Below are 21,436 nucleotides of genomic sequence, written 5' to 3' on the forward strand. Positions count from 1 at the left end.
CGAGCCGATGAGCGATACCCAGGAGACCCTTTTTTTCCGGATCAACGGAGAAGCGCCGTTGCTTCAGGCGCTCGGCCAGAACCTGCCCGAGGGATGGAGCCTCGGCAAAATTTCGACGCGGCGGGAGCGGCTCGTTTTTTACGATACTTTCGAGGAGGAGGCGCTGCGCAAAGGCCTGGCGGTGATGCGCAGAAAGGGTGTGCTCTCGATCATCGCGCTCGACAGCGGCGCGGTACAGGCCGAAACGCCGCTCGCCCAGACGCCGCCGCGCTTCCTGGCCGCCGACCTGCCGGAGGGCAAGGCCCGCAAAAAGCTCTCGCAATGCAGCACGCTCCGGGCCTTCATCAACCGCTGCGCCATCGACCGCTTCATTTCGAGCTGGCGGATTCTGAACGAGGAGAACAAAACCGTCGCGACGCTCGAATACGAATCGATCCATCCGGTGGACAAAAGCAGCGAAACCGTTTTTCCGCGCTACTACTCGATCACGCCGCTCAAGGGCTACCACAAGGAGCTGTCGCCGATGCTGATGGCGCTGCCCGAACCGGTTGACGCCTACCGGATCACGAGCATCAAGGAGCGCTTCATGGCCATCATAGAGGCCGCCGAGCCGTTCGGCAGAGGCTACTCCTCGAAGCTCCACCTGCAACTCGACGCCCGCGCGCCCATCCACGAAAACGTCCGGCGACTCCTGCAATTCACCAGCTCGATCATGGAGCAGAACGAAGAGGGTATCCGCAAGGATATCGACTCCGAGTTCCTGCACGACTTCCGCGTGGCCGTGCGAAGAAGCCGCTCGATCCTCCGGCTGCTCAACGGCGTGTTCGATCCCGAAAAGACCGCCTGGGCGCTCGCGGGGCTGCGCGAACTCGGCAAACGCACCAACGAGCTGCGCGACAGCGACGTCTATCTCTTGCGCCGCGAAGAGTACACGCGGCTCCTGCCGCCCTCGCTCCAGCAGGCGCTCGATCCCTTTTTCAGCGATCTCGAAGCGGAGAAACGCTTGCATCACAGGCAGTTCTGTCGCTACCTTACGGGCGGGGAATATCCCGACTTTATGAGTTCGCTGAAAGAGTTCATTGCGGATGGGGCGCTTCCAGACCCGGAATCCGCACCACTCGCCGCGCAATCGACGGGCGAAGTGGCGACGAGAGCGATCCGCAAAGCGCTGAAAAAGGTGCTCGCGCACGGCCGCCGCGCAGGCAGCGAAACGAGCGACCAGGAGCTGCACGAGTTGCGCATCGGCTGCAAAAAGCTCCGCTACCTGCTCGAATTCTTCGCCTCGCTCTTTCCGTCGAAAGCCACCGCGCAGGCGATCCGGCAGATGAAGGCGTTGCAGGACAACCTCGGCGGCTTCGTGGACATGTCGGTGCAGATGGAGTTTCTGCAAAGCCGTCTCGAAGCACTTCCGGCGGATCGCGGCGGCATCGGCGAAGCAGCGGCCATCGGCGGCCTGCTGGCGACGCTCTACCGCGAACGGGAAAAGGTCAGGGAACATTTCCACGAAATCTTCTCCGGATTCGACAGCGACGAAACCGGAGCACTGTTCGACGAACTGTTGACCGGACTTGCCGAAGCATGAAAACCATCGCCCTGTACAGCATCAAGGGCGGCGTGGGCAAAACAGCCGCCGCCGTCAATCTCTCGTTCCTCGCCGCGACCGCCACGACGCCAACGCTCATCTGCGACCTCGATCCGCAAGGCGCCAGCTCGTTCTACTTCCGTATCACGGCGTCGCGCAAGTACAACAGCGAAAAATTCCTCAAGGGAAACAGCAAAATCCTCAAGAACATCAAGGCGACCGACTTCGCCCACCTCGACCTGCTCCCCTCGGACTTGTCATACCGGAACCTCGACATCGAGCTGTCGGAGTCGAAGAAACCGAAAAAGCTGCTCTCGAAAAACCTCGAAGGACTGGATGACGAATACCGCTACCTCTTCTTCGACTGCCCGCCGAACCTCACGCTGCTCTCGGAGAGCGTCTTCCGCGCCGCCGACCTGATTCTCGTGCCGGTCATCCCCACGACCCTTTCGATCCGCACCTTCAACCAGCTCGTGGAGTTTTTCGCGGAGAACGGCCTCGACAGCTCGAAAATCGTTGGATTCTTTTCGATGGAGGAGAAACGGAAATCGATACACCGCGAAATCGTCGAGGAGTTCAGCGCCAATCCGGCGATGCTCCGCCAATCGATCCCCTACAGCTCGGAGGTCGAGAAGATGGGCCTCACCCGCGCGCCCCTCACCGCCACCCACCCCAAAACCCCCGCCGCGCAAGCGTACAGCAAACTGTGGCAAGAGGTGAGGGGGAGAATAGAATTATGAATTATGAATTATGAATTATGAATTATGAATTATGAATTGTGAATTGTGAATTGAATTGCCAAGCGCAATACTAGCCAAAACACCCTCTTTTTACATTCATCCTATTCATCCTATCTGTCCTATCTGTCCTACTCTTTCTTTTTTACGCCAGCAAATGAATCCGCGAAAAGACGTAATCGAGGTGATCCTCGTTGAGCACAATGCGGTAAAAGCCGCTCTGGCCAAGCTCCTCGGGCGGGTTGAGGCGTTCGCCGGTCGAGCGGCTTCGATGGCCGTCGCGCGTCCAGTAAACGAGGCGGATCATGCCTGCCTCGATCTCAATGGCGGTGAGGCCACGCTTGCCAATGCAGCAGCCTGAATTGAAGATGCTCGGAATGGCGATGGCGTCGTACCGCCCGCTGCGCAGGCTTTTGCGGAAGCCGTTGCGGTAGCATGATTCGAGTTCCGCCCTCACCTGGCCGATCTCGGCTTCGATTGCCTGCCGTTGCGTAGCGTCCGCCGGGGCATAGCCGCGGCACAGCGCTTCGAGGCGATAGTTGAGATAGTCGAGCTTGGACATCGACTCGAAGAGCGGGCGGTGCGTGTGGCCGATGATCGAGATGATCTTCGAGCGGTTCGAGAATTCGTACACCGAACGCTCGATAGCGAAGCGCTTGCGGCTGCTGTAGGAGACCGAGTAGTTGCGAAAGCCGAAAGGCCGCGCCAGGTAGCGAAGCAGATAGAAGAGCGAGCGGCTGAACAGTGACGAGGGTTCGTTGAGGTAGGGCGAAGCCTGGTGGCCGTGAAAAAGCAGAAGAGTCTGTCCCTCGTAACGCAACGCGAGCGACTCGACGAGCGCGGAGGCGAGTCTGTAGTCGTGGTGATCGAGAAGCGCCTGATCGTGATTGCCGTACAGTTTCCGGAAGAAACCGTTCCGCCCGAACGCGAGCAAGAGATCGTACAGCCCGTCCCAGGCGGAGGCGATGGCCTGGAGGTCGAACTTGAACAGCTCCTCGACGTCGCCGTTCAAAACGAGGCTGAAGCCATCGGCAAGGTAGCGCTGGCGCAGCACGGTCTCGAAGAGCTGGCCGTTGTGCCGGAACTCGTCGTTACGCCCGCCATCGCCGAGATGCAGATCGCTGACAACCACCACCCGCGAAGCGCGGTCAATCCCGATCGTTTCCGAGGTGTGCAGCAACCGTTCGAGATTGGAATAGCGAGTCATGCGCCGCCTGTCGGGTGAAAAGAGCTGTTTACCTCGGCAAAGGTAAGCCTTTCCAGAACGCTACGTTGCAAACTTCCGGCAAACTCTTTTCGCCAGATCAGTCGGATCCGTCCGATCCATCCTACGCCAGCAGGCGGATTCGCGAAAAGACGTAATCGAGGTGATCCTCGTTGAGCACGATGCGGTAGAAGCCGCTGTTGCCAAGCTGTTCCGGAGCGCTGCTGCGGTCGCTGACGAAGCGCCGCCCCTGCTTCTCCTTGAACCAGTAAACCAGCCGTATCCGGTCGCCGTCGATTTCAAGCGCCGTGACGCCTCGCTTGCCAATGGCGCAGCCCGAGTTGAAAACGCTCGGTATGACAATATTATTATACCGCCCGCTGCGCAAGCCGATCTTCTTGCCCTCGGTGAAGCAGGCGTCGAGCATCGCCTTCAGGTCGCCGATCTGCTCCTCGATGGCGAACCGCTCCTCCGGCCCGGCATCGGGGTACTGGCGGCAAAGCTCCTCGATGCGGTAGTTGAGATGATCGACCTTCGAGAGCGACTCGAACAGTGGCCGGTGGGTGTGGCCGATGATCGAAACGATCTTGGCCTGGTTCGAGAACTCGTAGATCGAGCGCTCGATGGCAAAGCGGCGACGGCTGTTGTAGGCGGTCGAAAAGTTGCGGATGCCGATGGGCTTGGCCACGTAGCGCAGGAACAGCACGACCGCCCGGCTGACCAGCGGATAGGTCTCCCAGAGCAGAATCGAGGCCTGATGGCCGTGAAAAAGCAGCATCACCTCCTCTTCGTACTCAAACCTGATCGATTCGAGCAGATGGTTCGAGAGCGGGTAGTTCCGCTCCTCGAAAAGATCGGAGTCGTGGTTGCCGTAGGTCTTCCAGAAAAATCCGTTCTTTTCGAATTGCAGAAACAGTTCGTACATCTCGCCCCAGCGGCTGACGATATCCTCTACCGAAAACTTGAACAGCTCTTCGACGTCACCATTCAGCACGAGGCTGTACTCACCCGGCAGGTAGTGCTCCTGAAGCATTGAGCGCACCAGCTCCGAGTTGCGCCGGAACTCGTCACGACGCCCGCCGTTGCCCATGTGCAAGTCGCTCAGGATCAGCACCTTCGACGAACCGTCGAGCCTGACGGGCCTGGACGTTTCAAGCAATTTTTCAAGATGGGGATGTTTCTTCTGATGCAGACTCACTGATGCAAACTCATGGTTTCAGACACATTTTTCCGGAAGGATTTTACCGTTTTCCGATACAACAGAGCGCGCCGTTCAAAGGTTCTCGCCCTCGAGACCTCAAAGCCCCCGGCTCTGATTTTGAAACTGAATATACTTTCAAGCCAGCCATTAACAACACATTGCCGAGGAAAGCGCCCGAACGGATGAGTGATTGAAAATTTAACGAAAAAACGCTTTCTTGACCTGAAGCTCCATCAACCAAACCACGCCCCATTGGTCTCACCCGAACGATTCCGGAAAATCCGCGAGCTGCTCGAAAAGCGGCAGACCGACCTGACCCTCGTCATGGACAACGTCAACAAGGCGCACAACCTGGCAGCCATCATCCGGAGCTGCGACGCGGTCGGCATTCACCGGGTGCACGCCATTTCGTACCGCTCCTCGATCAGAACCAGGCAGAACACGGCGGCGGGCGCGAGCCGGTGGCTCAAGGTCGGCCTCAGCGAATCGATCGCGCCGGTCGGCGAAAAACTCCGCGCGGCGGGAATGCAGATTCTGGTGGCGCATCACTGCCCGGAGGCGGTCGATTTCCGCTCGATCGACTACACCCGCCCGACGGCCATCGTCATGGGCGAGGAGCTGACAGGGCCTTCGCGGGAGGCGCTCGACCTCGGCGATAACTTCATCTACATCCCCATGGCCGGGATGGTCGAATCGCTGAACGTCTCGGTCGCCGCGGCGCTCATTCTGTTCGAAGCGCAACGCCAGCGCCAGGCCGCCGGATTGTACGACACGCGCCACTTCAGCGACGCCGAATTCGAGCGCCTGCTCTTCGAGTACACCTACCCGCGCCTTGCTGCCGTGCTTCGCGAGCGAGGCAAACCCTACCCGAAGCTCGACGAAAACGGCGCGTTCGAGAACGACGGAATCACGGAGTGAAACCGCCGCATCCCGCTGGACTATTTTTTAAAACGGCTAATATATATACATCGCACATAAAAGCAAACACAACAGCCCCCCTTTCCATATATATAATAGACAGTTATCTCGTTTTTTTTCGTTTTGCCCGGCGCGAAAATATTGGTAGCTTTTACACATATTTTAGTGCAAGCATCCTTCTTCATCGACTTGCGTCGATTGTTCATACCCGGCACACAGGTCAGCAACCAACTGTTTTTTTGAAAGAGTTTACCGTTTGTCGAGTGTGCGTCATCCGGTATCGTGGTCGAAAAAGTCACTGGAATGGCCCGCTTCTGCCTGCTCTCTCCGTTTTTCCGGAGATCGGCGCTGAAAAAGCAAAGCTGTTGCCCGCCTGGACGGCAAAAGGAACAATGGACGTCAAACTCTTTCCCTGTCGGCCAAATGAAGAAAATGCAAAGCTGGTTTCATCGAACCACCACAACAAACGATGACCGATGATTTCTCATGCCCTGACAATCGTGGTCAATGAGCTGAACTCGCACCTGAAGGAGATCTATGCAATGGATACCGAAGTGGCGCGTCCTGGTAATCCATCCGACGGTTTCGATACGTCGAACAACGCGAGTTCGAGAGATTCGGTGATCTTTTCGGTCATCAACATCAGGGAAGAAAAGACGCTCAAGAACCAGCCCAATTTCCGGCGAGACGAAACCACGCTCAAGGCGCTGTATGAAAATCCGCCGGTATTCCTGAACTTCCAGATACTCATCATCGCGCCTCACGCGAACTACTCCAACGGGCTCTTGATGCTCTCCCGTGTGTTGCGCTTCTTCCAGTACAGAAACGTCTTCACCCAGGACAACGTCAGCCCGGCCTCGATTACCAGCAACGCGCCCACCAACGACCTCGACTGCCTCGAATCGTTCAAGCTGATCTTCGACCTCCACTCCCCCTCGATGGAGGAGATCAACCACCTCTGGGGAACCCTCGGCGGAAAGCAGTACCCTTTCGTGATTTACTGGATGCGCATGCTCGACCTGAAGTTCCTCGGACGCCCGAAGGAGGGCAGCCTCGTCCGGGAGGTCGTCACCAAAATCAGCCATAAACCCTGAAGCGTCATGGCTGAACGATCCGCAAAAGCTTACGGCAAACTCTTCGAGGTGCGCCTCCTCCATCACTACTGGCTGGACGACGGCCCGACGCTGTTCGACCGCCTTCCGGCTGCGCAGCAGGAGCGTTATCTGTTGAATTATAACGTGGGCGCATTTCTGGAGATCACACCGACGGCGGCGACCGAAAAGAGGCTGAAAGCTTTCGGCGCGCTCTGGCGAAAGACGAAGAGCGGCTTCATCGCCGCCGCGCCAAGCGACGCGGCTCTGCCTCTGGACACGGTGCTGGAGTGGAGCCTCAAGGTCATCGACCCCGAATTTTTCAACTACACGGCGCTCACCTTGCGGCCGCAATCGATCCGCGAGTGCTACACCAGCGACAAGAGTACCCGCTACCGTTTCAAAGAAAACGTGCCGGTCTTCAGCAACCTCACCGGCGCTTCGAGGGGCAGCGGCGAAAGCAAGAGCCTCTTTCTGTCGAAAGAGATCGAGACGCTCGACGCCGGAGATGGCATTGAAGCACTTTTCGAGGACGGCGGCGCGCTCTGCCAGCTCACGGCTGACCAGACCGGCGGCGCTCCGGCCTTTCAGACGCTCGAGAGCGACGCCGGTTCGATGCCGGTTTTCGCCAACCAGAACGACGTTCCGGAAGTCGCAGCGCCGGAGGGCGTAACGGATGCGCCGTCGAGAGGCCTCCTGCTCGCCGACGATCTGCCCGCCGACCTCTTCGCGCTTGTCCGGCTGACGGCAACGCGCGGCGACGACGATGGGTTCAGCTTCGTCGGCAACGATGGCAAGCCTCTGGCGAGCGGGCCGGTCTTCGAGGTGCGCTTCAAGAACCGCCGCGCCTGGTGGAAGTGGATCGGACGCGACGGCAGCGAAAGCCTCTCGACCGAACCGCTCCCCATGACCTTTTACGGCAACGCTTCCATCGAGGGCAAGAAGAAAGCCCCCGCGGATACGGTCAAAACCGAAATGGCCGGAACCGCCATATCGAAACTTGTTTCGGAAATTTTTATCTGACCCAACCTCAACCTAAACGGGATACATCATGGCAACAACGTACAAGACCCCCGGCGTCTATATCGAGGAAATCCCGAAGTTTCCACCTTCGATTGCAGCCGTGGCGACGGCGATTCCGGCCTTTATCGGCTATACCGAAAAGGCGCTCAAACAGGGCGAGTCGCTCGTCGGCAAGCCAACCCGGATCGAATCGATCGCCGAGTACGTCGAGCTTTTCGGCCAGGGGCCGTCGCAGGAGATCGAGCTCTATCTCGACGCAGACAACAACTTCATCAGCAGCGGCAAGCCCGACGGCAGCAGCGCCTGGCTCCTGTACGACAGCCTCCGGATGTTCTACGCCAACGGCGGCGGGAACTGCTACATCGTTTCCGTCGGCAGCTACAGCGACACGCTCGACAAGCAGGATTTCCTCGACGGACTCGCCGCCGTGGAGAGCGAGGACGAACCGACCATTCTGCTCTTCCCCGACGCCGTCAATCTGGAGGATCCGGGCCTGCACGACGTTCAGGTCGCCGCGCTCTCGCAATGCAAAAAGCTCATGGATCGCGTGACGCTGTGCGACACGATCAGTTCGGGCGACTTCGGTGACGACGTCCAGAAGCTCCGCAACGGCATCGGCATCAACAACCTCAAGTACGGCGCGGCCTACGGCCCCTGGATCAACACCAGTCTGCCCCGCACCTTCTACTACCGCGACCTCACGCTCAAGCGCGACAACAAAGACGGCGACCCCATCGCGCTCGGCAGCCTGACCAGCGACAGCGCGATCCAGCAAATGCTCTCGGATGTCGCCGAAGCGCAGAACGCGGTCGATGCGCTCAAGGAGGCCGAAGCCGACGGAACCGACGACACCACCTGGGCGGCAAAGTTCAAAAAACTCTCCGACGCTTACAACGGTTCGTCAGCCACCGCTGCAGCCGATCTGCAAGCGCCGTTGCAAGGCATGTACGACCTGCTCGCTCTGGTCGTGGCCGACGTCAGCGACATGATCGCCTCGCTTCCGACGGTTGTCACCACCTCGCCCGATCCGTCGGTTCCGGAGACCAAAGACTTCATCCTCGAAAAGGACATCACGCAGTACCTCGGCAGCTCGGCGCTGAAAAGCTCGGCCTTCGACGTGCTGGCCGCGCACTACAACTATCTGGCCACGACAGGCATGCCCGGCGAGGCCGAGGAAGGATCTGAAGAAGAACCGGAAAATGTGACCATCAAACTCTTCTCGGACAATCCCTCCAGCGCCACGACCGATCTCGGCAAAGCGATCGAGCTGCTTGACTACGCCAACGCCGCCGCTTTCCTTGCAGTATCGAAAACGGATGTCACCGCCAAATACGCCGACGCGAAGACGCCCAGAGAGATGGCCGACATCGCCCGGAACGCCGCCGCGCAGGCCGCAAGCTCCATCATCGCGCTCTTCCGCTTCGCCGAGAGTTCGGCTGCCGAGTACGAAAAGAAGTTCAACGACGCCCTCTTGAGCGGCTTCGGAACCTACAAGAGCCTGGTCAGCAAAGCGATAGAGTCGCTCAACCAGCTTCCGCCGTCGGGCGCGATTGCGGGCGTGTACGCGGCTGTGGACTCGGATCGCGGCGTCTGGAAAGCTCCGGCCAACGTCAGCCTGAACTCGGTGGTCAGCACGGTCGCGAAGATTTCACACGAGCAGCAGGCGGACTACAACGTGGACGCGAACGCCGGCAAATCGATCAACATCATCCGCAGCTTCACCGGCAAGGGCGTACTGGTCTGGGGCGCGCGTACGCTGGCGGGCAACGACAACGAGTGGCGCTACGTCAACGTCCGGCGCTTCTTCAACTTCGTCGAGGAGTCGGTCAAGAAGGCGACAGAACAGTTCGTCTTCGAGCCGAACGACGCCAACACCTGGGTGCGCATCCAGGCCATGATCGAGAACTTCCTGACGGTGCAGTGGCGGCAGGGCGCGTTGCAGGGCATCAAGCCCGAACACGCCTTCTACGTCTCGCTCGGCCTCGGCAAGACGATGACCTCGCTCGACATCCTCGAAGGCCGCATGATCATCGAAATCGGCATGGCCGCCGTCAGGCCCGCCGAATTCATCATCCTGCGCTTCTCGCACAAGATGGCCGAGTCGTAACTGTTGAACGGAGCATTCGATAACCAGTTTTTTCAATCCATAAACCTCACACGACTATGGCACAGGAATATCCGATACCAAGGTTTCACTTTCAGGTTGACTGGGGAGGCGCCAAACTCAGCTTCACCGAAGTCACCGGCCTGGTGATGGAGCGCGAAAAGATCGAGTACCGGCACAGCGACAGCAAGGACTTCAGCAAAATCGCCATGCCGGGCATGGTCAAAAACAGCAACATCACGCTCAAGCGCGGCAAGTTCGAGAACGACTTCGACTTCAATTCGTGGCTCGAAGCGGTGGCCAACGAGCGCGTAGAGAACCGCCGCGACGTCACCATCCGGCTGCTCAACGAGAAGCACTCGCCGGTGGCGGCCTGGACGGCGGCGCGCTGCTTCCCGGTCAAAATCAGTGCGCCCGATTTGAAATCCGACGCCAACGAGGTGGCCATCGAAAGCATCGAGCTGGCGCACGAAGGGCTGAAACTGATGAAGGTCTGAGAGGAACGACGTTATGGTTGATTACTATCCTCCGTGGGGGTTCTATTTCCGGGTGGTCTTTGGCATCAGCAAGGACAAGAACGATGCGCGCTTCCAGTCGGTCTCGGGCCTGTCGGTCGAGTACGACTTCGAGACCTTCCGGGAAGGGGGCGAGAACCGCTTCGAGCACAAGCTGCCGACGAGGACGAAGTATGCCGACCTGGTGCTCAAGCGCGGCCTGTTGACCGATTCGTCGGTCATCGAGTGGCTGACCGACGCCTTCCGGAACCGCTCGTTCACCCCCACGGACTTGTCGGTCAACCTCTTGAACGAAAAAGGCGAGCCGCTGCAAACCTGGAACGTGGTTCACGCCATTCCCAAAAAGTGGCTCGTCAGCGATTTCAATGCGAACGAAAACAGCGTCGTCGTCGAAACGATGGAGCTGAGTTACCGCTACTTCACCGTCCAGAAAGGATAGAGCCATGCCGGTAGAGATCAGGGAGCTGCATATCAAGGTGACGGTCAATGAAGCGCCGCAGGACGAGGGCGCACAGGCCAGCCGGAACGGCGCGGAGCGGAGCGGCGGCGGCGCAGGCGGCGGTGCGGATCGCGAAGCGATCGTGGCCGAGTGCGTCGAACAGGTGCTCCGGATTATGCAAAACAAACGTGAACGCTGATGGCTGAGAGCGGAAAACTCGAAAAGATGCTGATCCTGGCCTTTTCCGATTCGAAGAAGGCCGAAGGCGGCGGCAAAAAGGAGGCGGACGACTACGTCGAGGCGCTCATCAATCCGGAGAACTATACTCAAAGCTTCAAGCTGAAGTTCTCGAAATCGGGTCAGGCTCAAGGCTCCAGCGGCCAGCAGCTCAAGTACGAATATTCCGAGCCGGGCGAGATGAGCTTCGATTTCCTGTTCGACAACACCGGCATCATCGACGGAAATCCGCGTGACTCGATCACCGAGGATATCAAGAAGTTCCGAAAGGTGCTGACCGATTACAAGGGTGACGCGCACGAGCCGAGGCACTTCAAGCTGGTGTGGGGCGAGAACTCGATTTTCAAGGGACGGGTGACGTCGCTCGATATCACCTACAAGCTCTTCAAGCCGGACGGTACGCCTCTGCGCGCCACGGCCAAGGTGACCTTCAAGAGCAGCATCGAGGAGGAGAAACGCGCCGCCACGGAGGACAGGCAGTCCGCCGACCTGACCCACATCCGCAAGGTCAGAGCCGGTGACACCCTGCCGCTGATGTGTTTCAGAATTTACGGCGACTCGAAGTACTATCTCGACGTAGCCGCGGCCAACGGGCTGGACGATTTCCGCTCGCTCACGCCGGGCGCGGAGATCAGGTTTCCCTCCATCGAAAAAACCGGCAGATCATCGTGAGTCCCGAGAACACCATACCGACACCGGCGACTCCGGATGTGTGCACCTTCGCGGTGCTGATCGACGGCGCGGAGATGCCCGGCAAATTCCAGCTCGTGGCGCTCTCGGTATCGCACGAACTGAACAGGATTCCCTCCGCCGAGCTGCATCTGTTAGACGGGCAGGCTTCGACGGGGACGTTCGAGGCGAGCGACGATGAGCTGTTCCTACCGGGCAAAGAGATCGAGATTCAGCTCGGCTACCGCTCGACGAACGACAAGGTTTTCAAAGGATTGATCGTCAAGCAAGGCATCAGAATCCGCAAGAACGGCAGCTTTCTCGCCGTCGAGTGCCGGGGCAAAGCGGTGAAAATGACGAGGGGACTCAAAAGCCGCTACTTCGCCGACGTGAAGGATAGCGACGTCATGGAGGAGATCATCGGCGAGTACGGACTGCAAAGCGACGTAACGGCGAGTACGCCCGAAGCGGGATCGGTGGTGCAGTACGAATCGACCGACTGGGATTTTCTGGTCTGCCGCGCCGAGGCCAACGGGATGGTGGTGGCGGCTTCGGATGATACGGTGACGGTCGCCCCGCCCGACACCTCCACCGATCCCGCCGTGACGGTGCGCTTCGGAGCGACCGTGCTGGAGCTCGACGCGGAGCTGGACGCCCGTGTGCAGCAGAGCGGCATCAAGGCCGCCGCGTGGAATCCGGCGGATCAGGCGCTGGTGGAGTCCGAGGCGAGCGAACCCTCGACGACCGGCAACGGAAACCTTTCGGCGGACGACCTCGCCGAGGTGCTCGGCGGCGATGCGGCGGTGATCCGCCACGGGGGCAACCTGAGCCAGCCCGAGTTGCAGGCCTGGGCGGACGGGCGACTGATGAAGGAGCGGCTCTCGAAGGTGCGCGGACGGGTGCGATTCCAAGGGCTGGCGTCGGTACTGCCCGGCCAGGTGATCGAGGTGACTGGCATCGGCGCGAGGTTCGAGGGCAAGCTCTACGTCTCCGGTGTGCGGCAGACGGTGAGCGGCGGCAACTGGGAGACCGACGTGCAGTTCGGCCTTGATCCGGAGCTTTTCCCGGAGCGCTACAACCTCCGCCCGCTGCCCGCATCGGGGCTTCTGCCCGGCGTCGGCGGCTTGCAGATGGGCGTCGTGACGGTGCTGGAGGGCGACCCGGAGAGCATGGAACGCATCAAGGTGCGGCTGCCGCTCGTCAGCGATTCGGACGAGGGGGTCTGGGCGCGGCTCGCAACGCTCGACGCAGGCGACGGGCGCGGCGCGTTTTTCCGCCCCGAGATCGGCGACGAGGTGGTGGTGGGCTTCATCGCCGACGACCCGCGCCATCCGGTGGTGCTCGGCATGTGCCACAGCGGCGCCAAACCCGCGCCGGAACCGGCCTCGGACGACAACCACCGCAAGGGCTACGTGAGCCGCGAGAAGCTGATGCTCACCTTCGACGACGAAAAGAAGATCATCCACCTCGAAACGCCCGGCGGCAACAAGCTCTCGCTGTCGGACGAGAAGAAGGGCATTCTCATCGAGGATATGAACGGCAACAAGATCACCCTCGACGACAAAGGCATCACCATCGAGAGCGCGAGCGACATCGTCTTCAAGGCGACCGGCGACCTCAAGGCCGAGGGGGTGAACATCGAGCTGGCGGCGCAAAGCGGCTTCAAGGCCGAAGGCTCGGCGACGGCGGAACTCTCCGGAGCGAGCGCGGAACTCAAGGGCAGCGCCACCGCGAAGATCAGCGGCGGCATGGTGCAGATAAACTGAAACCGGAAAACGAGATGGCATTCGCGGCACGAGTCGGCGACATGATCGTCAGCACCGCAACGCAGGGCGCGCCGGCGCCCATCATCCCGCCCGGAGCGCCGACGGTGCTCATCGGCGGAATGCCGGCGGCGCGCCTCGGCGACTCGTGCGGCGCGGACGCCATCGCGATGGGTTCGACAACCGTCCTCATCGGCGGAATGCCCGCCGCCAGAGTCGGCGACCCGACCGCCGGCGGAGGCGCAATCATGCCCCCCGGAGCACCAACCGTGATGATCGGAGGGTAAAATTGATAATTGAAAATGTAGGGGCAGGCCTCGCGCCTGCCCAGCCCGGTAATTCGCAAATAGATCTTATAAGTCCTATACGACCTATAAGACCCATGCGACCCATAACTCTTCTTCTTTGACATGCAATACCCTTTTCTTGGACGTGGCTGGGCTTTTCCGCCGGTGTTCGACCGGAACCTGCCGGGCGCGAGGATGCTCGAAGACGAGGAGGAGATAGCGTCGAGCCTCGCGGTGCTGCTCGGCACGGCGCAGGGCGAGCGGGTCATGATGCCCTGGTACGGCTGCAACCTCGACGAGCTGATCTACGAAAACCTCGACACGCGCATCAAAACCCTCGTCGCCGACAAGATCGAATCGGCCATTCTCTACCACGAACCGCGCATCCGGCTCGAAAAGGTCTCGATCGAAAAGAGCGCCGAGAACGAAGGCATCCTGCTCATCAGCATCGACTACACGGTCAAGACCACCAATTCACGTTTCAACATGGTTTATCCGTTCTACATCCAGGAGGGTACCGACATCGACATGGCAATAACCGTCAATCCTTTGGGGGAGAACTGAAGCATGGCCGCTGGCAACAAGTGCACAAGGCAGATGGACGCGAACCGGCTCAGGCGTGACGGCACGAGCCGGAAGCAGCGCTTTTCCGCCGCGCTCGATCCGGCAAGCGCGCCCATCGACGGGCGAACGCCGGAGGCGCTCATCGCCTTTGCCCGGAACTACTCGGCCTCGATGCGCTACTACGACCTGAACAACGCCGAGATCGACGACTGGAAACGCTTTTTCAGCGACGACATTGCCGTCCGGGTCGCCTGCACGGCCATCGAAACGGTCGAGCTGTACCGCAAGCGGATCAAGGAGCTGCTCGACCTCCTGAAAAACGAAAGCACCTCGGCATCGGCAACGAAACCGGAGACCGCGCTCGGCTGGCTCTTCAGCGACATCGGCACACTCGCCCGCGAGCTTGACCGGCTCAAGGACGACCTCGACCCCGCCGTCGCGCTCAAGGCGACCTTGCAGAACCTGATTACGAGCCGCCTCGCTCCGGCCTTCGGGAAGCTCGTCGCCGCTTACCGTGGCGGAGTCGAACTCGAACTCATCGAAACGACGGTTGCCGACGACCAGCTTGTCATTTTCGAGGCAGCTCCGGAGCCGTTCGAATCCATCTGCGCGGCGGGCCTCTCGAAGGAATGGATCACCGGCACGGCGACGGATTGGGCGGCATACAGCGCCGCCATCGCAGCGGACGAGACGCTCTACGCCACCCTGCCGGGCCTCGACGCCTACAGCCGACTGGCGAGGCACAACCTCTTCACCTCGCAGCTCGACCTCTTCCTGAAAGCCTACGCCCGCACGGTTGCCGACGCCAAAGCCGCCCTGCCGGAGCTGCTGACGGGACGCAACGACCACCAGCCGCACTACGCCCTCTTCCTCGCTTTCGTGCAACTGATGGAGCTGTCGCGCACTCACCTGAACACGCTGACCGGACGCCATCTCGATTTTTACTACAAGGAGGTGCTGAAACTCGCCCCGAACGCCTCGGAACCCGACAAGGTTCATCTGCTCTTCGAGCTGGTCAAGAACCGGGAAACCGCCCGGTTCGAAGCCGGAACCCTCTTCAAGGGCAAGGACGAAGCGGGCCAGAGCGTCGAGTACGCGCTCGACGAGGAGATCGTGGCCAACCGGGCTGCCATCGAAGCGATGCAGGCCGTCCGCCATTCGCTGAGAGACGACAAACCCCAACTCTACGCCTGGCCGAAGATCGACTCCGGCGACGGCATCGGCGGCGAAATCACTGCGACCGACGGTCAGTGGCATCCGTTCCTGAACGATACCGGCGTGACGAGTCTCGCCGAAGTCGGCTTCGCCATCGCCTCGAACTGCCTGCTGCTTCGGGAGGGGAACCGCGAAATCACGCTCACCCTCGAGTTCACCGGAGGCAAGGTCTCGCAGACGGCGTTCTGCAACAGCTTCGACTTTTACCTCTCGACGGGAAAGAAATGGGTGCAGGCCACGCTCGACACTGACAAGCTTTCGAACTCCTCGAGCAAAAAAATCAAAATTCCGCTCACCTTCGACGGCGCGCAGCCGGCGGTCGAGCCGATGAGCGAGGCCGATCCGGGCAACGCGCTTCCGGCGACGCTGCCGATGCTCAAGGCCGTGCTGAAGCAGGAGTCGGCCCAAAGCCTGCCGCTCTCGACGCTGCAAACGTTGCTGCTCGACGCCGCCAATTCGAAGCTCGACGTCAGCGTCGGCTACGACAGCGACAACCAGCCGGACGGCAACGGCCTGAAAAGCCTCGCCGTCTCCAACAAGTTCGGCGACCTCAAGACCGACAAGCCCTTCCAGCCCTTCGGCGCGACGCCCGAAAGCGGCGACTGGCTCCTGGTCGGTTCGGACGAGCTGTTCCAGAAAAAGGGTGCTCGCTTCCAGTTGCGCATCGTCTGGAAAGGACTCCCCTTCTGGAGAGGCGATATCGACTTCGACTGGGTCAACGAATTCTATCCCAAAGCCGATTTCGCCTTCCTCAAACAGGGTTCGTGGCCAACATCCAGCGACCTTGAGAACCAGCGGCTTTTCAGTTGGAAGTATGCCGAGGTGGCCTTTCCGCCCTCGAAAACCACCCTGCCCGCGCAGGCGTTGACCGAGACGCACTTCGACACGACGCGCTACACGCTCGACAGCCGCAGCGGCTTCATGAAACTGACGCTCGACGGCGATTTCGGCCACAAGCTCTACCCGCTCACCCTGGGCCGGTACATGATGCGCAAGGCACAGAAAGATCCCGAGCTGACGCCCGAAGTTGATTGCATGACCCTCTGGAAAAAGGTGCGCAATGATCTCTATGTATGGAAAGACGGGCGGAAAGAGCCGAAAAACCCCCGGAATTTCACACAGGAGTTTGTCGAAGCTTTTTCCGAATGCCTGCCGGTCGAACCCTACACGCCGGTGATCGAATCGCTGACGCTGAGCTACACCTCCTCCGCATCGCTCTCGGACGCGGCCCTGTACCAGCTCACGCCGTTCGGCTGCCAAACGATGACGCCGGGCAAAAAATCCACCCTCTTCTATCCGTTCGACAACGAGGGCGAACTCTACATCGGTATCGGCGGTTTCACGCCGGGCCGGAACCTCTCGGTGCTCTTCCAGCTTGCCGAGGGCAGCGCCTCGCCGACGGTCTCCAAACCGGAAAAGCATGTCATTTGGAGCTGGCTCCGCTCGAACGAATGGGTCGATTTCGAGACCCCCGAAATGTCGGACGACACGGCCCAACTCACCCGCTCCGGCATCATCCGCTTCGCCGTGCCGTCGTCGGCTACGAGCAGCGACGCGCTTCTCGGTGGCGGGGAGCTGCGCTGGCTGCGGGCGACGGTAAAGGAAAAACCGGAGGCGGTCTGCAAAATTATCGGCATCGCGACGCAGGCCGCCAGAGCGACGCGCGTCACCGGCGGCGACGCCTCCGGTCAGCTCGCGGCGGAGAGCATCAAAAAAGCGGTCACGCCCGATGCGTCGATCAAAAAGATCACCCAGCCCTACGCCAGCTTCGGCGGACGGAAGGCCGAGGATGAAACCGCGTTCCGCACGAGAGTGAGCGAGCGGCTGCGGCACCGGAACCGCGCCATCACGATGTGGGATTACGAACGGCTGGTGCTCGAAGCCTTCCCGCAGATCTACAAGGTCAAATGCCTGAACCACACCCGCTACGAAACCGGCGAAACCGGCGCGGGCATCTACCGCGAACTCGCGCCCGGACACGTCACCATCGTGGCGGTGCCGAACCTGCGCAACAACAACGCGGTCGATCCGCTGCGGCCATACACCAGCCTCGGCGAGCTCGACCTCGTCAGGACATTCCTCGAAGCACACGCCTCGGAACTCGTGACCCTGCACGTCGAAAACCCGGTGTTCGAGACGATCGGCACCGAATTCAGCGTCCGCTTCATGCCCGGAATCGACGAGGCTTTTTACATCGGGCAGTTGCAGCAGGAGCTGGTGAAGTTCCTCTCGCCCTGGGCCTTCGAGGAGGGGATGGACATCGCGTTCGGCGGCAGAATCCACAAATCCTCGCTGATCGATTTCGTCGAGGAGCGCTCCTACGTTGACTACGTCACCGCCTTCCGGATGTACCATACCGGCGGCGATGGCAAAAAAAGCGATGAGCTCGACGAAGCCTCGGCCTCCCTGCCGCTCTCGATCCTCGTATCGGCGGAGGCTACCGGACACGAAATCACGCCGATCTCCGGAGAACTCGACGGATGACCAACGATAACCTGTGACGACAAAAGAATTTCCGACATGGCTGTAACGACCGGAACCATACAGAAAGAGCCTCGGCGCGAGCCGGATCAGGAGTTCACCGCCCTGCGCCGCAAAGGCATCGAACTCATCGAACAGATGAGCAGCCGCTGGTGGACGGACTACAACAGCCACGATCCGGGCGTCACCATGCTCGAAGCGCTCTGTTACGCCATCACCGATCTCGGCTACCGGATCGGCTGGGACATCGCCGACCTCTTGCAAAACCCGCCGGGCGACGGCTCGGAGGACTCGATCCAGCCCTTCTTCACGGCGCGTGAAATCCTGACGGTCAATCCGCTCACGGCGGACGACTTCCGCCGCCTGCTCATCGATCACGAGGGGATCGGCAAGGCGTGGATCGCAAACAGCCAAACGGGCTGCGAAAGCGCCTGGTACGCCGACTGCAAGCACGATCGCCTGAGCTTCATGCCAACGGGCGCGCAGACTTTCGAGCGGGACGCCATTTCGCCGCGCGGCATCCGGGACGTTTTCGTGCAGTTCGAGAACGATCCGGAACTTGGCGACCTGAACGACCGCAAAATCCGCCACGCCTTCGCCATTCAGCCTTCGAAAAGCAAGGCGCTGGAGGTCACGGCGGAGTTCCGCCTGCCCGCGTGGTCAACCAAAGCGTGGGGCGAAGCGTCGAGGTTTATCGATGCAAACGGCAAGCTGGCGGGCGGCATCACCAGCGTGAAGCTGACAAACATTGTCGAGGGCGAACGGAAGCAGAGCTATCTGGCCGATATCGAAATAGTGTTCGAGAAAGATTCCGGGAGTGCGGACGAAGCTGCGGAGGTTGTGACGCTCGAGCTCCCGGCTGTGCCGGTCAGGCTGTACGGCTCCACGTCGGAGTTGAAGGGCTACGGCGACGCCTGGGATTTTTCGGATTTCGACAGCGGCGAGCTGGCGAAAGTCGTTGCCGAGCCGTTCCTGCTGAAATCCGCCGCCGTGCAACGCATCACCGAAGAGGCCGCCGCCTTGCTCCGGGCTCGCCGGAACCTGTGCGAGGAGTTCTGCCGCATCGAGCCAATACAGACCGAAGAGGTGGCGATCTGCGCGGACATTCTCGTGACGGCGGAGGCCGACATCGAGCAGGTGTTCGCGTCGATGATCTTCGCCATCGAAAACTACTTCAACCCGCCGCTCGCCTTTCACACGCTCGACGAGCTGCGGCGGGAGGGCGTGACGGTCGAGGATATTTTCGACGGCCCGATGCTCGCGCACGGCTTCCTCCGGCACGAGGAACTCGAAAAGGCGCGGCTCCGCAAAAGCCTGCGCACCTCCGACATCATCAACGAAATCGTGGAGATCGAGGGGGTCGTGGCGGTCAGGAGCCTGCGGCTGACACGGTACGACAGTACCGGCAAACCGGCGAGCGGCGTGGCCGACATCGGGCGCGGGGCGGACGCGAAGAAGATCAGCGCCGAATGGACGCTCGAAATCAGCGAGAACTGCCTGCCAATCCTCTCCATCGAAAACTCGGCCTTCCTGTTCTTCAAGAACGACCTGCCGTTCGTGGCCGACTTCGTGGAGGTGAGCGACACGCTCAACCAGCTCCGTGGCGAGGCGGAGCGGCTGAAAACGCAACGCTCCGGTTCGCTCGACCTGCCGACGCCGACGGGGCGCTACCGCGATCCGCAGCGCTACGCCCCCATGCAATACGCGCTGCCGGAGTGCTACGGCGTCGGCCCCGACGGAGTGCGCGAACCGGCGACGGCGGAGCGGCGGGCGCAGGTGAGGCAGCTCAAGGGCTACCTGATGCTCTTCGAGCAGCTCCTCGCCAACGCCTTCTCGCAACTGGCGGGCGCGCGCCACCTCTTTTCGCTCGACCCGGCGACGAGGCAGACGATGTTCGTCCAGAGCCTGAACGACGAAAATCTCATTCGCGGAGTGACGGACATTCTGAAAGCGGAACTCGACGAGGCGGCGCTGCACGACATGGTTGAAACCACCACAACCATGCAGGAGCGGCGCGGGCGCTTCCTCGACCACCTGATGGCCCGTTTCGGCGAACGCTTCAGCGACTACGCCTTGCAAGTCACCGACTACGACGGCAAAAAAAAACCGGCAGAAACGCTGATCGAGGGCAAGCTCGCCTTCCTCTCCGCCCTTCCGGAACTCAGTCGCGACCGCGCCAAGGGCATGAACACGGCGGCCACGGCGCTGACGCCGGAGGACGAGGCGGTGCTGAAAAAACGGATTTCGCTGCTTGCCGGTCTCGCGCCCGAAACGGCGGAAAAGATCATCGTCGTGGAGCATCTGCTCCTGAGGCCGCGCTTCCCCGGCGACGCCCTAATGGAGGTGTGCCTCGACGAGCAACCTTGCGGCGAGGTCGATCCCTACTCGTTCCAGCTCACCGTGGTGATGCCCGGCTGGCTCGCGCCGTTCGACAAAAATATCGAGCTGCGCCGCTTCGTCGAAAACACGATACGGCAGGAGCTGCCCTGTCACATCCTCGGCAAAATCTGCTGGGTGGGCAATCAGGATTACGACGCGGCTTACCGCGAAAAGCTGATCGTACCGCTGGCGGAGTTTCTGCGCGAGGAGGGCCGGAACGCCGGAAACGCCCGCCCGTCGGTTGGCAATGCGCAGAAAGGAGCGAACAACCTCCACGACGCCGCCCTCGAATCGTTCAGCGCATGGATGGAAAAAGGAGCGTACCGGAAGGTCGCCGCGAACAACCTCGAAGCATCGCTCCGCGACCTTTTCGTCGCCGAACTCGATCCGTTGTCGGACATTTACGGCGGCGTCAGCAACTACGACATCATCGCCACGGAGATTCACGACATGATGGCGAAGCACTTCGCAAGCATCGTCGAGGATGACCGCTGGTATATTTACAAGCGCTTCAAGGATGCCTGGGACGCATGGCTCGCCGCGCTTCCGGAGAGGCAGCGGAGTGAGTGGAAGCCCGCCGGATTCGTCTCACGCGTGCAGGAGACGATGCGCGGCATGATCGGCTCAAGGCTCGATCCGGCGCAAACCGCCCGACAGGCGCTCGAACAGTTCGGCGATTTGTTCGACCGGGCGATGCGCGAGCTGGCCGCCGCAGGCGACGCCGTGAATGACCCGAAAAGCGTGGTCGCGGAGATTTTCGAAGAGGCGCTCGACTGTGAACCCTTCGACAGCTCATCCCTGTCGGCGGATGAACTGGCCAGCCTGAAAGCGCTTTTCATCGAACTCTACGCCCCGCGCGTCCATGACACCCTGCTCTTGCGGGAGGTCGTCGCCATGCACGCCCGGCTGACCAGCATTTACCCGCCCGCGACCCTGCACGACTGCGTTGACGGCAACGACCTCAACCCGGTGCGGCTCGACAGCACGATACTCGGCGCGTAAGAGGAGCAACAAGGAGATCAATCGC

The 21,436-nt window shown here is 60.7% G+C and carries 18 protein-coding genes; 16 read left to right on the forward strand and 2 right to left on the reverse strand.

Annotated elements, in window-relative coordinates; all coding sequences use genetic code 11:
- Positions 1–7 precede the first annotated feature (7 nt).
- Entirely contained in the window at positions 8–1,582 is a 1,575-nt protein-coding gene (locus FGF66_RS01090) for a CHAD domain-containing protein (RefSeq protein WP_139455847.1), read from the forward strand.
- The gene (locus FGF66_RS01095) at positions 1,579–2,322 is read left to right on the forward strand and encodes a ParA family protein (RefSeq protein ID WP_139455848.1); all 744 of its coding nucleotides are present in this window, start codon (positions 1,579–1,581) and stop codon (positions 2,320–2,322) included. Before FGF66_RS01090 ends, FGF66_RS01095 begins: the two co-directional genes overlap by 4 nt.
- Before the next feature lie 142 nt (positions 2,323–2,464).
- On the opposite strand, the gene FGF66_RS01100 is transcribed toward FGF66_RS01095, so the two are convergent.
- Both FGF66_RS01100 and FGF66_RS01105 read right to left on the reverse strand, forming a co-directional pair.
- A complete protein-coding gene (locus tag FGF66_RS01100) occupies positions 2,465–3,526 on the reverse strand; it encodes a metallophosphoesterase family protein (protein WP_139455849.1) in 1,062 nt (353 codons plus the stop codon).
- A 121-nt stretch (positions 3,527–3,647) separates the two neighbouring features.
- The gene (locus tag FGF66_RS01105; protein ID WP_139455850.1) at positions 3,648–4,721 is read right to left on the reverse strand and encodes a metallophosphoesterase; all 1,074 of its coding nucleotides are present in this window, start codon (positions 4,719–4,721) and stop codon (positions 3,648–3,650) included.
- Between the two features lie 255 nt (positions 4,722–4,976).
- On the opposite strand from FGF66_RS01105, the gene trmH reads away from it, so the two are divergent.
- The 14 genes from trmH (at position 4,977) to FGF66_RS01175 (ending at position 21,411) form a co-directional block, all read left to right on the forward strand.
- Positions 4,977–5,642, forward strand: a complete 666-nt coding sequence (gene trmH / locus FGF66_RS01110; protein ID WP_170181132.1) for a tRNA (guanosine(18)-2'-O)-methyltransferase TrmH — start codon at positions 4,977–4,979, stop codon at positions 5,640–5,642.
- The gene (locus tag FGF66_RS12490; protein WP_170181133.1) at positions 5,639–6,115 is read left to right on the forward strand and encodes a hypothetical protein; all 477 of its coding nucleotides are present in this window, start codon (positions 5,639–5,641) and stop codon (positions 6,113–6,115) included. Before trmH ends, FGF66_RS12490 begins: the two co-directional genes overlap by 4 nt.
- Positions 6,116–6,118: 3 nt before the next feature.
- The gene (locus FGF66_RS01120; RefSeq protein WP_139455852.1) at positions 6,119–6,736 is read left to right on the forward strand and encodes a DUF4255 domain-containing protein; all 618 of its coding nucleotides are present in this window, start codon (positions 6,119–6,121) and stop codon (positions 6,734–6,736) included.
- 6 nt (positions 6,737–6,742) lie between these two features.
- Positions 6,743–7,756, forward strand: a complete 1,014-nt coding sequence (locus FGF66_RS01125) for a hypothetical protein (RefSeq protein ID WP_139455853.1) — start codon at positions 6,743–6,745, stop codon at positions 7,754–7,756.
- A gap of 28 nt (positions 7,757–7,784) precedes the next feature.
- Entirely contained in the window at positions 7,785–9,863 is a 2,079-nt protein-coding gene (locus tag FGF66_RS01130; protein WP_139455854.1) for a phage tail sheath family protein, read from the forward strand.
- A gap of 56 nt (positions 9,864–9,919) precedes the next feature.
- The gene (locus FGF66_RS01135) at positions 9,920–10,357 is read left to right on the forward strand and encodes a phage tail protein (protein ID WP_139455855.1); all 438 of its coding nucleotides are present in this window, start codon (positions 9,920–9,922) and stop codon (positions 10,355–10,357) included.
- 13 nt (positions 10,358–10,370) lie between these two features.
- On the forward strand, positions 10,371–10,814 hold the full coding sequence (locus FGF66_RS01140) for a phage tail protein (protein ID WP_139455856.1): 444 nt from the start codon (positions 10,371–10,373) through the stop codon (positions 10,812–10,814).
- A 4-nt stretch (positions 10,815–10,818) separates the two neighbouring features.
- On the forward strand, positions 10,819–11,013 hold the full coding sequence (locus FGF66_RS01145; RefSeq protein ID WP_139455857.1) for a DUF5908 family protein: 195 nt from the start codon (positions 10,819–10,821) through the stop codon (positions 11,011–11,013).
- Complete coding sequence (locus FGF66_RS01150; RefSeq protein WP_139455858.1) at positions 11,013–11,723, forward strand: CIS tube protein; 711 nt, start codon at positions 11,013–11,015, stop codon at positions 11,721–11,723. Before FGF66_RS01145 ends, FGF66_RS01150 begins: the two co-directional genes overlap by 1 nt.
- Positions 11,720–13,486 carry a type VI secretion system tip protein VgrG gene (vgrG, locus tag FGF66_RS01155; RefSeq protein ID WP_139455859.1) on the forward strand — a complete coding sequence of 589 codons (1,767 nt, stop codon included), beginning with the start codon at positions 11,720–11,722 and terminating at the stop codon, positions 13,484–13,486. The genes FGF66_RS01150 and vgrG overlap by 4 nt, the downstream gene beginning before the upstream one ends.
- A gap of 14 nt (positions 13,487–13,500) precedes the next feature.
- Positions 13,501–13,770: a PAAR domain-containing protein gene (locus tag FGF66_RS01160; protein ID WP_139455860.1), complete on the forward strand. Its 270-nt coding sequence runs from the start codon at positions 13,501–13,503 to the stop codon at positions 13,768–13,770.
- Between the two features lie 123 nt (positions 13,771–13,893).
- Positions 13,894–14,334, forward strand: coding sequence for a GPW/gp25 family protein (locus FGF66_RS01165; RefSeq protein WP_139455861.1), 441 nt, complete (start codon positions 13,894–13,896; stop codon positions 14,332–14,334).
- Between the two features lie 3 nt (positions 14,335–14,337).
- Entirely contained in the window at positions 14,338–18,033 is a 3,696-nt protein-coding gene (locus tag FGF66_RS01170; protein ID WP_139455862.1) for a baseplate J/gp47 family protein, read from the forward strand.
- A gap of 36 nt (positions 18,034–18,069) precedes the next feature.
- A complete protein-coding gene (locus tag FGF66_RS01175) occupies positions 18,070–21,411 on the forward strand; it encodes a hypothetical protein (RefSeq protein ID WP_139455863.1) in 3,342 nt (1,113 codons plus the stop codon).
- The last annotated feature ends 25 nt before the right edge of the window (positions 21,412–21,436 follow it).

Origin of the sequence: Chlorobaculum thiosulfatiphilum (genome assembly GCF_006265165.1) — a bacterium.
Classification (GTDB): domain Bacteria; phylum Bacteroidota; class Chlorobiia; order Chlorobiales; family Chlorobiaceae; genus Chlorobaculum; species Chlorobaculum thiosulfatiphilum.

Coding starts and splice junctions, on each gene's coding strand:
- FGF66_RS01160 (WP_139455860.1), top strand. CDS start 13,501: ATGGCATTCGCGGCACGAGTCGGCGACATGATCGTCAGCACCGCAACG.
- FGF66_RS01165 (WP_139455861.1), top strand. CDS start 13,894: ATGCAATACCCTTTTCTTGGACGTGGCTGGGCTTTTCCGCCGGTGTTC.
- FGF66_RS01120 (WP_139455852.1), top strand. CDS start 6,119: ATGATTTCTCATGCCCTGACAATCGTGGTCAATGAGCTGAACTCGCAC.
- FGF66_RS01140 (WP_139455856.1), top strand. CDS start 10,371: ATGGTTGATTACTATCCTCCGTGGGGGTTCTATTTCCGGGTGGTCTTT.
- FGF66_RS01150 (WP_139455858.1), top strand. CDS start 11,013: ATGGCTGAGAGCGGAAAACTCGAAAAGATGCTGATCCTGGCCTTTTCC.
- FGF66_RS01135 (WP_139455855.1), top strand. CDS start 9,920: ATGGCACAGGAATATCCGATACCAAGGTTTCACTTTCAGGTTGACTGG.
- FGF66_RS01145 (WP_139455857.1), top strand. CDS start 10,819: ATGCCGGTAGAGATCAGGGAGCTGCATATCAAGGTGACGGTCAATGAA.
- FGF66_RS01170 (WP_139455862.1), top strand. CDS start 14,338: ATGGCCGCTGGCAACAAGTGCACAAGGCAGATGGACGCGAACCGGCTC.
- FGF66_RS01095 (WP_139455848.1), top strand. CDS start 1,579: ATGAAAACCATCGCCCTGTACAGCATCAAGGGCGGCGTGGGCAAAACA.
- FGF66_RS01175 (WP_139455863.1), top strand. CDS start 18,070: ATGGCTGTAACGACCGGAACCATACAGAAAGAGCCTCGGCGCGAGCCG.
- FGF66_RS01090 (WP_139455847.1), top strand. CDS start 8: ATGAGCGATACCCAGGAGACCCTTTTTTTCCGGATCAACGGAGAAGCG.
- FGF66_RS01100 (WP_139455849.1), bottom strand. CDS start 3,526: ATGACTCGCTATTCCAATCTCGAACGGTTGCTGCACACCTCGGAAACG.
- FGF66_RS01125 (WP_139455853.1), top strand. CDS start 6,743: ATGGCTGAACGATCCGCAAAAGCTTACGGCAAACTCTTCGAGGTGCGC.
- FGF66_RS01130 (WP_139455854.1), top strand. CDS start 7,785: ATGGCAACAACGTACAAGACCCCCGGCGTCTATATCGAGGAAATCCCG.